Source organism: Paenibacillus sp. LS-5, assembly GCF_056121505.1.
Genome location: NZ_JBWAVA010000001.1, coordinates 380171 through 394117, shown reverse-complemented (window position 1 = coordinate 394117; position 13947 = coordinate 380171). Strand labels below are relative to the sequence as shown.

Sequence of the window (13947 nt, the reverse complement as noted above, 5' to 3'; positions counted from 1 at the left end):
CAATTTTGTATGTTCCCATTTATTCGGTTATATCTCTCTAGCGATTACGTCCATTGCCACTACCGCTGCTTGTGTTGCTGCTGGAAGGTCCGCCATCACCGTGATCGGTGGAACGGTTGCTGTATGGATTCACCGGCACGCCATACAGAGCCATATACCGGTTGCGCCGCGAGGCCAAAACAATGCTAAAGACAAACACTAAGAGGAATAAAGCCATTATTACATATCCTTCAGATTTGGTAAGAGGATAAGTTACCGTATCTGATACTGAAGCTGAGGTACTATGTGTAGACTGGAAGCTCAAAGGCTCCGAATGGACAGGTTCAGAGCTTATGACTGCCGGAGTCGTGGCATTCAGGGCATTATCTGCCCGGGCCAGAAAAAAGCTGTAAAAAGCATTAACCGTGGCGGTTGCGCCAGCAGCATAATTCTTCTGGGCGAATAACGGTTCAAGCTTCGCACTCAGAATATCGCTGACTATGTCATTGGTCAGTATGCCGTCGATACCTTTTCCCTGCAGCACATAATAGTTGTCGCCACTGACATCCAGCACAAGCATGACATCATCCGGTCCGGCCCCCATGGATGCGAACTTAGCATATGTGTAATCCTCCAGGCTCTTATCTCCCAGATTCTTAACGGTTACGACATATACTCCGCTATGGGTTGTGAGCTGATAACGATTGCCGGATTGATTCAGATCATCTCTGGTAACCTGTGTGAACACTCCAGCGTTATCGCCCACAAAATTAGTGGTTCCTAAGGGTTCAGGGTTATAGGATTTGTATGCACCTGCCCCATAATCATCCAAGGTGTGATCTGGAGCGGCAGTCTGGGCAAAACTGAAGGTTGGAAGCAGCATTACACTGAACAGCATCACAAGACATATGGTTTTAATAGTTATTCGATTCATACGTACCCCCCGGCTAGTCATAGATTCTATCTTCTATTTCGGTTCTGCACGGAATGGGACAATGTTTCTTTATACCGGCATGGATCAGAAATTAAAATTATCCGGATTAGATCCAAACCTCTTGTTCTGATTCAAGCCATTAATGCGTTCAACCTCAGCTGCTGTTAATTCAAAATCGAACACATCGGCATTCTCGATAATCCGGTGTTCTTTGATCGATTTGGGTATGCTCACAATGCCGTTCTGCAGATCCCAGCGGATCATCACCTGTGCGAGAGATTTGTTATGACGGGTAGCAATATCGGCCAGCACCTCGTTATCCAGCAGATGACCTTGAGCGAGGGGTGCCCATGCTTCAATCTGTATACCCTGCGCTTTGCAATAGTCACGGAGCTCTACCTGTGTAAGCAGTGGATGCAGTTCGACCTGATTGACCATCGGCTTCACCTTGGCCGCCTCCTGCAAATCCTCCAGGTGATGGATCTGGAAGTTAGAGACTCCTATGGCACGGACTTTGCCGTCTGCATACAGCTTCTCGAGCGCTCTCCAGGTATCTTTATATTTCTCTTTAACCGGCCAATGAACGAGATACAAATCCACGAAGTCCAAGCCTAATTTGCTGATGCTTTTGTCAAATGCCGCCAACGTAGATTCATAACCCTGATCGGAATTCCAGACCTTGGTCGTAACGAACAGATCCTCGCGATTTACTCCAGATTCACGGATGGCCTGTCCCACACCTTCTTCATTGGCATATAAGGCTGCAGTATCGATGCTCCGATAGCCCGCCTGGATTGCTGCTTTAACGGAGTCGATGACCTCTTGACCCTCTTGCACCTTGTATACTCCCAAGCCAAGCCAAGGCATCTTTATGCCATTAGCCAAAGTTGTAGTTGATTGCAGATTCTTCATGAGTGAATTCAATCCTTTCTACGAGCTCTGTAATATAAGAATCAGAATAATGAAGCCGGAATCAGCTTGCGTCCGCCCTTTATGAGCGTGGATTCCAGCATTTCTCCCTTTTCACCGCCAAAATACAGCTGCCAGTACACCCCGAACCGGACACTTACATCGTTCTTTACCAGCTCCGGCGGAGTAACGATCAACCACTGGAATCTCAGGGCTTTGGAAATTTCAAATACGGGGTCAAGCACGTTGTTAGAGACCATTTCACCAAATGGATTATCATATAAAAAGACCGTCCAGCCTTTGTTCTCGCGGTTGACCCGTTTATGGGTCATGATCATCATCGCCACCAGCAGCTGAACCGATTGGCGTTGCCCGCCGCTGCCGACCGCCTCATCCAATGCTCCGCGGTTAATAACCTCCCAGTCGGAGTAATGATAATCCTCGGGTGCTGCATACAGGAAATAGTTCTCAGTCACAGGCTTGTACACCTGCAAGACAGGGAAGCGGTTCTGCATGGCGGCGTACACAATTTTGCCGTCACTGATCAGATCCTTAACTGCCGCTGCCGGAACCTGCTCAATCTTCGGAAATTTCTCCAGCAGGCTGCTTATGCAGCGGTTGAAGTAATCGCTGACCAGCGGTTCGATATCTTCAGTGGTCTTCGGTACATTAATGTTCTTATAATTCAAACGTACCAGCGGGAAGGAATGGCCGTTCTCATTGTGGACAATCATCCGGCGTTCCATCCGCTTCAGGATGTCTACAATTTGCACTACCCGCTTGGCAGCACGACCTACCCACATTTTGCGGGAGAGCTCCATGCCTTCTTTATCACCGCGGATGCTTTCGATCTGGTCCTGTGAACTCTGTAGCATCGAGTCCAGCACTTGAAGCGCAATAGTGAAATCCTCCCAGTGAACGGTGTTTAAGCGTTCCTGGATTTTGGTCTCCAACTCAGCATTCCAGCCGCTTTTGGCAAGTGTTCCGCTGAGGGCGTTCTTCTCTTCCTTAACCCGCCGCGAAATTTCGTTCCGTACAGTGCGGCTCTCCCTGCTGCGTAGCAGCCATGCACTTACTGCCCGCTCGCAGTCCTCTCTTGTGCTGAGCTGAACCTCTTCTGGAACGTCCCTCAGTTGCAGCCTTCCTTCTACGTGGGTCTCCATGATTTTACTTTGACTGGCAAGCGTCTGAAGCCACTGATCCAAGGACGTCAGCTTCAGCTTACAGCTATTAATCGCGTATTCATTGTCCCGGGACCGTCCTCTAATCTCTTCGTCCTTCTGATCGAGCGAATCATTCCAGTACTCTACTGCCCGCTCATGCTTCTCCTTTATCGACTTCTCTGCTTTGGTTAACTGCTTCTGCAGATGATCCAGCTCGGTCTGGCAGCGGATGAAGGAATCATGTACATCCTGGTAGTCCTCATCCAGTATTTCCGTTTCGCTCTTCTGCCTCGTCCGCGCTGACATAATCGAATCCGGGGTGTCTCCGGGTTCCTGCACACTGCGCCAATTACTGTCAAGCTGTTGAACTGCGGCTTCAAGCTCAGCCAGTTGTCCTGCTGCAGATTTGATCTGTGCAGACCGCGTACGAATCTCCAGCTCATTACGGCTAAGCGATTGCTGGAGACTTTCAAGTGTGCTTAGGGTCTCCAGAAGCTTGTCCTGAATGGAAGCATCTGGTGCTAAATCCGGAATTTCTTCTTGATTACCGCTTGAGGTAACGACCTGATGCCCTTCAGGAAAGATCAACTCAGGGAACCAGGTTTGCAGTCTCGGAAATAATGAATATCGGGTATCACCGATCCATTTTTCCCGCTCCAGAGAGTTGCTGTTCAGTTCCGCCTTTAACTGCGCAAGCTGGTGTTCCTTGCCTGTGATCTCTTTATTCAAATCACCTTTGCGGTCGAGCGCCTTCTGCTTGTCCCTATAATCCTGTTCCTGCTTCTTGGTCCGTTCATTCCACTCACGAAGTGCTGCCGCCTTGTCTTCCTGCTCGGATTTGCCGGCTTCACATTCAGCTGTTTCTCTCACAATCAACGCTATGGCTGCTTCGTTATCACTGATTTCTGTATTCAACGCGCTAACTGCTGTACGAAGCTCGTGCTGCGAACTATCAAGTGTTGTCAGCTTGTCCTTTAGAGTAACAGAATGCTCCCCTTGGAATAACCGTTCATATTCCTGCCTTGCGGATTTCAGCTTGGCCAGATACCCTTCCGCATCCTGCAGCTCGACTTCCTGCTCCTTCAACCGGGCAGATATCCCCTGCTTCCATTCCAGAAAACGGTCCGGCTGCAGTACCATTTGTGAACCTTGCCCGTCCAGTATAAGGTAGGGCTGGACCGCAGGCTGCGCCATCTGTTCGCGAATGAAGATCGGAACCGGTGATTTTACCAGCAGATCCTTCACCATATCTGGCTGCAACTTGGCCGCCTCGCGTTCAGTAATGATAAGGCCGTAAGGCAGCAAGGGATTTCGTTCCAGCTCTTCCTCGCGAATCAGATAAGGCTGATCGTTCAGGAAGGCGCTGCCCGGCATCGAGTTAATCTTCAGCGAATCAAGCCTGTCCTTAACCGTCAGCAAATCGCTGTTCGGCAGCCAGTAGGCCTCATGCTGAAGTTCAACATCCAGCAGCTGATGATAGTAATCTCTTCTGAGCCGTTTGGTCTGTACCTCTGCTTCGTCCAGTCTGCGGATGAATCGCTCCTGTACAGCAGCTTTCGCTTCGAATAAGCCAGTAGCTCCAAACGTGTTATGCTCCTCATATAATTCCAGCAGCACCACGAGCTGCGACCAAAGCTGTGACTCTTTGTTCAGCTGTATATCCAACTGTTCTTTAAGCAAGCTTTCCTGCTGTTCATGGCTAAGTAGCTTCTCGCTTAGCTGAGTATGCCTTTTATGCAGATTGAAGCGGTCTTCTTCAGCAGATTTGCGCCGTTCATTCAGCTCGCTGATATTCTCTGCGAAACTTCTCGCATATCCGATAGCCCGCTGTAGCGAGGCAGCAGGTGAATGAGCAGCTTCTTGACCATGGCGGGAAGCGAACACTCCCAGCGCTTCCGTGTATTGGCGGATGGAGGCGGTCAGCTCGTTAATCCGGCTGTCCAGGCCACCCAGCTCCAGTAAATAGCTTTCCCGTTCTTTACGAAGCCCTGTTTCTTCGGTTGTCAACGATTGCTGGCGGCCGCTGAACACGTTGATCTGCTCTTGCCACAGTTTTGAGACAGCCGTCCACTGCTGGCGAAGATTCTCCTTCGCAGCTTGTACCACCTCCTGGCGCTCCTTCATTTCCAGAGAGCCTTCGATGGCTTCAATCTCCTTCTGCCATTGCTCCATCTGACGGAGGTGAACTTTGCGTCTGGCCAGATAATGAGCTACTTCAAGAGTCTTTTCCTTTGCTTTGGACTCTTCCAGCCGCTGACGGGCACGGGTCTGGTTATCCCCGATCTTTTTGAATTCCTCCTGCTTCCGGTCGGCTTCCTCTTTGCTGCGCAGGTACATCAGGTTATCTCCCGCGAAGCGCAGTTGTCGGGCCTCCTGGTGCAGCTGCACCAACTCGTCTGCTTTTTTGCGTCGTTCCTCTTCGGCTGTTCTCAGCTCGTCATGGATAACCGTGTACATTTGCCGTCCCAGCAGTTCCGTTTCACGGTAGCCCCGGTCCGCTTCTACTCCCTGCTTCACCAGTTCAAGCAGCGGTGCTGCCAGTGTGGTGAATTCGGCAAAAGCCTTCTCCCGCTGCTCCAGCATCGGAAGTCTTTGTGCAACAATTGCTGCATCCATGAACATCTTTTGCAGAGAACCTTCCTGTTCGGGCAGCCCTTCGTTCAGGCTGGTGCCGATTTCGGGAATGATGAGCTTTTCGAACAGGTTCTGGTTCGTAAAGGCATCGTTTTTCTGGAAATAGCCTTTGATACCACCCTCTTCACCGTTAATCCGCCGCATATTGCGCCACTCACCGATATGGATATCCCGTTCTGCCAGGAAATTGTAATACCTTTTCAGATCTGAGCTGTGACTTCCGAAGGAAGCTATTTCGCCTCGGCGATCGCGTACGAACTGCTGTATACTATCGAAGCTAACAGCCCCCCCGGCATTGGCATCATATAGAGGCAAAGTGGACAGCGTAAGCTCTGCATGCTCTTCATAATCCAGCAGCGCATAGAGCAGATAGTCGACTTTGATCTCCAGTTGATCCGCAGAGCTGTGGGCTGTCATTGCAATGCCCGTAGTCATATATTCATTACGATCACTGTTGTCCAGCCGCCACTCAATGGCCACGTGGAAGGTGTAGGGCTTGAGCTGTTTTTTGTGATTATGGAAAAATGCCTCGACCTGGTTCTCATTGTCCTTGCCCCAGGCCGCCTTAGGGATCAGCAGCTGAAAAATCGACTGCAGCAGGACACCTTTGCCGCCGCCGTTCATCAGGGTAATCAGCGTGTTAGCCGGGCCTTCGTCGTTGCTGAGGTCCAGGATCATATCGTCATACTTTTTGAGCATCTTCTCATATTTAAGTCCGGCAATCCGGATCCGTTCAATGCGCGGCATGCGATTCCCCCTCCTTCTCCGTCAAGGTGCGCCCGACAAGTGCTTTTAATTCTTTATAACGGTCCACATCATGATACAGGTAACGCATTCTTTCATATAATTCTTCACGCGGAAAGATCCGCTTCTCATTCTCCGAGATGAATACCAGATGTTCCTCCTCCAGCAGCTTCATCCCCTCATGAATCAGACCCATCCGTGAACCGGCCCCTCGGGTTAGGGAATCGCCCTCCTCCTGGCTTTTGGTCTGCATATAGAGGCTTGTCCAGACCTTGTACATCGCCTGAATATCCAGTCGCCATTGCTTGCTGAAGCTACTGTCAGCGTCCATTTCCACCCATGCCTGAAATAGGGATGAGATCTGGTCGGAAATTTGAATATAAGACATGCTGTCCTGTCCCGGTTTGAAGTGGTGCTCATCCTGATCCATCTCGGCCAGAAACACCAGAATGATAATGTTTATGATATGTAAATGGGTTTTACGCTCAATCCTTGAATATTTATTCCGTAATTGTGTGAAGTTACTGGCAAAACCCGATCCGAGCGGATTAACCAGCAGATGCAGGCGGTGTCCGGAATTCATAATCCGGCAGCCTCCTTCTTTGGCCATGTACTGCAGTGCATCATAGGCTCCCGTGTCCTGAAGACATTCGGCGGCTGCGGGATCATCCAGTGAGATCACCTTCCGGCGAAGCAGGTCAAAAAAGAGCCGTGAGGCCTGCTGCAATTGTTCGAGTGAATAGCTCATGCGGGTTCATCTCACCTCTCGATTATAGTAATAGTATAAGGACTCATTTCCAGGCCGGGCCAGGAGACAAGTTGCGTATGTGTGTTCTGTATTGTTGTGCGCAGCACTGTGCCGCGCAGTACCTCCAGATCAGGGTTAGAATCCAGCAGCCGCTGGATGAGCTCCTGACATTCATCTGACGCTCCGCCCTTACTGTCCGGATCCAGCTCCTGCACTGTAATTTCAGCATGGAAGAACTGCACCCACAGATCGACGGCATCGGGTGTCGAGGACCATTGCCGCTGTTGCTCCTCTGTGAAAGCTTCTGCTGAAAAAGTAAAGCTTCCTTGATCCGCCAGTTTTTGTAAAATAGGACCCCATAGTTCTGCAACCTCAGGCCATGGAATAGACCTCGGTGTATATGGAATACTCTCCTCTTCTCCAGCTTCATCCGGATCGTCTAATTCATCTACGGGCAGGAACCCGACCTCCTGTTCTTCCCATGCCCAGGCCAGCGGGTAGATAAAGTCCTGATTAGGCGCGAACAATCCGCTAACCAGCAGCTCCAGGCTGTCCGCATCCGGCAAACCTTCGGCTTTAACCCATTCCTCCCAGACATTGGTACGAAAATTAAAGCCTGCCGCTCCCCAGAAGAGCTCGGGGAAATTCAACCGGAGATTCGTCTCTGCCTCAAAAATGCTTAGCACCACTTCAGCAAGCTCATCGTGTACCCGTCTGGATAACTCCACTCTTTCCGACAGCTGGCGGAGCTCATTGAAGTCGATAACATCCTTCTCATCATTAGCCAGACGGGCTAGTGAACGGTGGATATTATCAAAGTGCTTGCGCTCCTCGTCAAACTGCAGGTGGATTTCCTCCAGCCTCTGATGCCGCAGCACACCGTATTCACTGAACATATGCTTCGGATTACGACGCAGCGCATTACGGTATTCCTGCTGCTGCTGTGTCATCTTCCGTACCCGCGAGATCAGTTCACTCACATCCTGTAACGCGCGGGTCACCCGTCCATGCTTGATGTGCATCTGAATTTCCAGCAGCTTGATGCTGATCTGAAATTCTTCGATAATCTCATGGCTCATGAAGATCAGCTCCATGGCATATTCCGACAACCGGTAGACGGTTTTACCGCTCTCCTCCCAGCTGGTGCGGGTAGCATCCTCATCGACAGTAAAGTACTTGTATTTCTGTACTTCCATCTTCCGGGACAGATCATCATAATAGTAGGCTTCAAAATCGCCGCCGCTCCCGCTCCACAGCAGACCATCCACTAGCCGACCTACAGATTCGGCAGTACCAAGCTTGACTATATTGAACCGCTCCAGTGAACTCCAGGCCAGCTCCACGATATCCTCCCTGGCTCTAAGTTCACTGGATTCCAGTTCCAGATAATAGACCTGCAGCAGCACACTGAGTGCTATCATTTCCTTATACGGCTGCAGCTCGCCAAGATTCATGCCCGCCCCCAAGGTCCACAAGGGATTGAGACGTTTATTCCGTTCTCCAAAGTCACTCCAGTTCATGCTTCACTCCAACCTCGCCATCACTTCGTAGTTTAGGACTTCCTGGGGAATTCTTATAAAATAACATAAACCCATATCTGCCCCATGGAGGGTGGAATATGGGCTATATAGATAGAACATGAACTCTGCGGGATTAATCTCTGATCTCTTACAGATAAGTTCCTGCTACCGGGGAATATATGTTTCTATTATATCAATGATCTAGAATTCTGGCTATTTGCAAAAATAATAATGAAGAGAACATACAGCAAAGCGCATGCCGATGTCGGCATGCGCTATTAAGGCTGATAAGATTCTATTCTTCCGGAGATGTTTCCACATATTTTTTGAAATTATCTAGAATCGCTTGCCAACCGGCTCGCTGCATTTCGGCGGGATTGCTATCTTCCGCATCGAACACCGTGATGATTTTTGTGTTGTGATCTTGGTGTGAGAAGTTGATTACCACTTTTCTGCCGTCGGCAATCGTATAGGATATACTCTCGTTAAGGTTCACCTGGTCGTACACTCCGGTAAAATCAAATCCAAAGCTGCCGTCCTTGGCTTCCATTCTAGAGAGAAATTTACCACCGGCCTTCAGGTCATTCTCCGCGTATGGCGTATGCCAGTCTTCGGAAGCGTTATTCCATTGCGTGATATGCTTCGGCTCTGTCCAATAGGTCCACACTTTTTCAATAGGAGCATTAACGACTGTGTCCACTGTTACCGTTACCGGCTTACCTGTCTCCACTATATAACCCCCTCAATGGCTGATTTTTTCTGCATACTTCACATGCAGCAAGTAATGCAGATTGGCTTGCACCGCAGGCCACTCGTCATCAATGATACTGTACAGCATGCTATTCACTATGGGGCCTTCCATGGTGATCCGGTGTTTACGCAGAACGCCCTCTTTTACCGCACCAATACGTTCTATGGCTTTTTGTGACCTCAGGTTGTCCCCCGCAATCGTGAAGTTCACACGAATCAAGCCCAAGGTTTCAAAACAATACTGCAGCAAGAGTGACTTCGATTCCGTATTTACAGCAGTCCGCCAGAACTGGGGTGCAATCCAGGTGCAGCCAATTTCCGCATTGCGGTGATTGTGATCTATATGCATAATTCGCGATGTCCCGGCGACTCTGCCTGTGGATTGTTCAATTATAACAAAAGGGAGCTCCGTCCCCTTGGCCTGATTGGCCAGCGCCGTGTCAATTAAACTTTCCGCTTGTGAATCTGATGTGATTTTGCGCCAGGTATACTCCCAAATTTGCGGATGGCTCATAATAGCGATCAGATCCGCCTTATGCGCGGATTCCATAGGAACCATTCTAATACTAGTGCCGCTAAGTTCTCTGATATTATTGGAAATCACGAAGTTGCCTCCTATAGACGTATTCTCCCAGACTTCCCGCAGAAGGGAATCTTCATATCATTATAAATTACATCCATCAACCCTGTCTGCCACATTCATATAAAAAAAGAGCCCCGTTTGTGTAAAACGGAGCTGCTGCCGGCTGTCATTTTGCCGTTATATTAATGAAGATACATCTATTCTCTTGTCTCATTCTCACAGATCATTTGCCGGACAAGCTCGGAGACGCTCATGACTCCGATATCACCTGCCGCACGTTTTCTTACAGATACAGTAGCGGAGTTCTGCTCCTGCTCGCCAAGCACAAGCATATAAGGTACTTTCTCCAGCTGGGCTTCGCGGATTCTGTAGCCCAACTTTTCATTCCGCAGATCAAGCTCGGCGCGGATTCCGGCATCCTGCAGTTCTTTTTTCACCTTGAAGGCATAATCGGTAAAGTGTTCAGAGACTGGTAAGAGCTTCACTTGTACAGGGGACAGCCACAGTGGAAAAGCTCCGCTGAAATGCTCTGTAATAATCCCCATGAACCGGTCAATTGAGCCATATATGGCACGGTGGATGACAACCGGACGGTGTTTCTCACCATCTTCACCGATATAATTCAGATCGAACTTCTCGGGCATCTGTAGATCCAGTTGAATGGTTCCGCATTGCCAGCTTCTCTTCAGCGCATCCTGAATATGAAAGTCGATCTTCGGCCCGTAAAAAGCCCCGTCTCCCGCATTTATCCGGTACTCGATCCCGCGTCTATCCAGTACTCTTTGCAGCGATGCTTCCGCCTGATCCCAAAATGCCTCCGAACCCATATAGTCTTCCGGCCGTGTAGACAGCTCCACCCTGTATTCGAAGCCGAATACTTTGTAGATATAGTCGATCAGCTCCAGAACGCCGCCGATTTCTTCTTCAATCTGTTCAGGAAGCACGAACAGGTGGGCATCATCCTGGCAAAAGGTCCGGACACGCATCATCCCGTTCAGCGCTCCTGAGAATTCATGACGGTGAACCTGACCAAACTCCGCGATACGTATCGGCAGTTCCCGGTAGGAATGCAGGCTGTTTTTGAACATCAGCATATGCCCCGGACAATTCATCGGCTTCAGCGCATATTTCGTTTCGTCCACCTGAGTAAAGTACATGTTGTCCTTGTAATGATCCCAATGGCCCGACTGCTCCCACATCCGGTTGTTCATCATCAGAGGCGTACGAACTTCATCATACCCCCGCTCACGCTGCAGTGCCCGGGAGAAGTTCTCAAGTTCTGTGCGGAGAATCATGCCTTTAGGCAGGTAAAAGGGCATACCCGGCGCTTCTTCGGAAAACATGAATAGTCCAAGCTCCTTACCCAGCTTGCGGTGATCCCGTTTCTTCGCTTCCTCCAGCATGTGTAGATGCTCTTCCAGCTGAGCCTTCTTGTAAAAAGCCGTACCATAAATGCGCTGCAGCATTTGATTATCCGAATTACCGCGCCAATAGGCTCCCGCTACACTCATCAGCTTATAGGCTTTGATCTGGCCTGTAGAAGCCACATGCGGACCTCTGCATAAATCTATGAACTCACCCTGCTCATACAGGCTGATCACTTCGTCCTCCGGCAGACTATGAATCAGTTCCACTTTTAACGGCTGATCCATCGCTTCAAAAAGTGCGACTGCTTCACTGCGGCTGACAACCCGCCGGACAATCGGCAGATTATCCCGAATAATGTTCTGCATTTCCTTCTCAATTGCGGCGAAGTCATCTATTGAAACCGGTTGATCTGCATCAAAATCATAGTAGAAACCATCCTCGATAACCGGACCAATGCCCAGTCTAACCTTCGGTGCGCCATATATTCGTTGGATAGCCTGAGCCATGAGATGTGCTGCACTATGACGCAGGATAGACAATCCTTCTGAACTTTCCGGCATGACGATTTCAACGAGACAGTCGTATTCAACCGGTTGATGGAAGTCAACGGGTGTGCCGTCGATTTTGCCGGCTACTGCTTGTTTCTTCAGGCTAGAGCTGATCGATTCCGCTATTTGTGCAATTGTGGTGTTGCGTGCGTACCTCCTAATTGTTCCATCCGGCAGCGTTACATTGATCTCCATGATTGTGGCCTCCATTTCTTCAGGTTTATTGGTGTTATAGAACGCAAAAAAACGCATCTCTCCCGGAAAGGGACGAGTGCGTTCTGGCTCGTGGTTCCACCCTAATTTGATCTGCAATGTTCGACCCCCGGCTGTTCGGCGGAAGAATTATATACAAGATCCTCATTGGTATCCGTTATCGGGGATAAGTCGGTGACATTTACAGCTTCCCTAACAGCAGGGTAGGTTCAGTGTCACGGCTGCAAAGGGGTAACATCCTGCCGGTCCCTGAAGAAGCTCTCACCGTTCACTTCTTTCTCTGGCCAGTCCTAATAGGATATCCTGTCTTTGGTCATTGCCTTGGATATGGTGTTGCTGGTTACATAATACTCAACCCGTTTACGAAATGTCAACCACTCTAAATAAAAAGATATTTCATCAATCATGAATCCTAAGTATGCAAATTTGTGATTCCGGCACTTATTTCACGTTAGTAATATTTACATAATTGCGCGAGATAATATCACCTATATCTTTCACATCGTAAGCAATGTCATCCGCTCCAGCATTTTGAAGCTCCGCCTCCGAACCATAGCCGATCATAACACCCATGGAGGCTACGCCGCATGTTTTGGCACCGATAATATCATGTTCGCGGTCTCCAATCATTAGCGCGGTTTCCGGAAGAATGTGATTCTCGTCCAGTACATACTGAATCACCTCTTTCTTCTTGGATCGGGTACCGTCCAGATTACTTCCAGCCACATGACGGAAATATTTGTCCAGGCCATAATGCCGGATGATCTCTTCCGCAAATACCGTGGGTTTTGAAGTAGCTACGTATAGATTGAAGCCTTTGTCCTGCAGTTCCTCCAGTAGTTCCGGGATGCCATCAATCACCGCATTCTCGTACATTCCCAGTGTGCGGTACCGTTCACGGTAGAATTCAACAGCTTTGGCCGCCATCTCGGCGGAGAATCCCTGTATTTCTATAAAAGAATCATATAAGGGCGGGCCGATATATGGCAGGAGCAGATCGGGATGCTCCACGGTAATATCGAATTTGCCCAGGGCGTATTCTACGCTTTTGGTGATCCCTTCTTTGGGGTCGGTTAAGGTGCCATCCAGATCAAATAAAATATTTTCGAGTCTCTCCATAACTTACGCCTTGCCCCTTTCGTATTCAATTGCTGCCTGCATGATGTTACAACTCCTACAATCATACCTTTGATTCTCCATACTTTCCACACACTTATCTACTAATATGATGATGGCAGTTAATTAATTTATTGGAGGAACCAACATGAACATGACGCATTATATGTCCCTGCTCGCGGATAACCAGCCATGGAATCTGATTCTTTTTATGGCAATCCCGGTCATCTTTGCAGAGACGATCACCGTGACTGAATTTATTATTTTGTTCACCAAAAAACTGAGCGGGCCCCTCAGGACGTTTAATCGGGTATGCAGTATTCTGGCCGGGCTATATTTTACAGGAGTATTCCTGTACTTGTTCCCTACTGCTTTTGTACCGATTACCGCAAACGGGGAATGGCATACATGGGTTGACGTAGTGGCGGTAAGCTTTTACTTAAGCGGAGTCATTTTCCTTCTGCCTCTGGCGCTGCTGGACCTTGGACTGATTGCCCGCAAACAAAGTGAGGAAAACAAGATGAAGCTGCATTTCATCCTGATCAGCGGATTTCTTGTGGTAGCGCATATCGCGATGATCTTCGGGATGGTTAATCCTGAGATTATGGGCGGGATGGCTGGAATGAGCCATTAAGTTGGATTTGGAAAATAGAGAAGAACGCGTGTGGGTGCGCGTTCTTTTTTTGTGCTATCAGAATGATAGAAGAAATGGGAACGGATTAAGTATATCGAGTGTTA

General features: G+C 49.1%; 10 protein-coding genes. 1 reads left to right on the top strand and 9 read right to left on the bottom strand.

What is annotated here, in order from left to right; genetic code table 11:
• Positions 1–37 precede the first annotated feature (37 nt).
• The 9 genes from AC0MA3_RS01770 to AC0MA3_RS01730 form a co-directional block, all read right to left on the bottom strand.
• Complete coding sequence (locus AC0MA3_RS01770) at positions 38–913, bottom strand: TPM domain-containing protein (protein WP_474654957.1); 876 nt, start codon at positions 911–913, stop codon at positions 38–40.
• Between the two features lie 84 nt (positions 914–997).
• Positions 998–1825, bottom strand: coding sequence for an aldo/keto reductase (locus AC0MA3_RS01765; RefSeq protein WP_474654956.1), 828 nt, complete (start codon positions 1823–1825; stop codon positions 998–1000).
• Positions 1826–1866: 41 nt separating this feature from the next.
• The gene (locus tag AC0MA3_RS01760; protein WP_474654955.1) at positions 1867–6366 is read right to left on the bottom strand and encodes a coiled-coil domain-containing protein; all 4500 of its coding nucleotides are present in this window, start codon (positions 6364–6366) and stop codon (positions 1867–1869) included.
• The gene (locus AC0MA3_RS01755; RefSeq protein ID WP_379152642.1) at positions 6353–7111 is read right to left on the bottom strand and encodes a DUF6063 family protein; all 759 of its coding nucleotides are present in this window, start codon (positions 7109–7111) and stop codon (positions 6353–6355) included. Before AC0MA3_RS01755 ends, AC0MA3_RS01760 begins: the two co-directional genes overlap by 14 nt.
• An 11-nt stretch (positions 7112–7122) precedes the next feature.
• A complete protein-coding gene (locus AC0MA3_RS01750) occupies positions 7123–8631 on the bottom strand; it encodes a hypothetical protein (protein ID WP_474654954.1) in 1509 nt (502 codons plus the stop codon).
• 295 nt (positions 8632–8926) lie between these two features.
• Positions 8927–9361 (bottom strand): SRPBCC family protein, encoded by a 435-nt coding sequence (locus AC0MA3_RS01745; RefSeq protein WP_379152647.1) that lies wholly within the window; start codon positions 9359–9361, stop codon positions 8927–8929.
• A gap of 12 nt (positions 9362–9373) precedes the next feature.
• The gene (locus AC0MA3_RS01740) at positions 9374–9985 is read right to left on the bottom strand and encodes a GNAT family N-acetyltransferase (protein ID WP_474654953.1); all 612 of its coding nucleotides are present in this window, start codon (positions 9983–9985) and stop codon (positions 9374–9376) included.
• Positions 9986–10161: 176 nt separating this feature from the next.
• Positions 10162–12075 (bottom strand): threonine--tRNA ligase, encoded by a 1914-nt coding sequence (gene thrS / locus AC0MA3_RS01735; RefSeq protein WP_474655162.1) that lies wholly within the window; start codon positions 12073–12075, stop codon positions 10162–10164.
• A gap of 459 nt (positions 12076–12534) precedes the next feature.
• Positions 12535–13212: an HAD family hydrolase gene (locus AC0MA3_RS01730; protein ID WP_474654952.1), complete on the bottom strand. Its 678-nt coding sequence runs from the start codon at positions 13210–13212 to the stop codon at positions 12535–12537.
• A 145-nt stretch (positions 13213–13357) separates the two neighbouring features.
• Here AC0MA3_RS01730 and AC0MA3_RS01725 point away from each other — a divergent pair, with 145 nt between their 5' ends.
• Positions 13358–13843, top strand: a complete 486-nt coding sequence (locus AC0MA3_RS01725; protein WP_474654951.1) for a DUF6803 family protein — start codon at positions 13358–13360, stop codon at positions 13841–13843.
• The last annotated feature ends 104 nt before the right edge of the window (positions 13844–13947 follow it).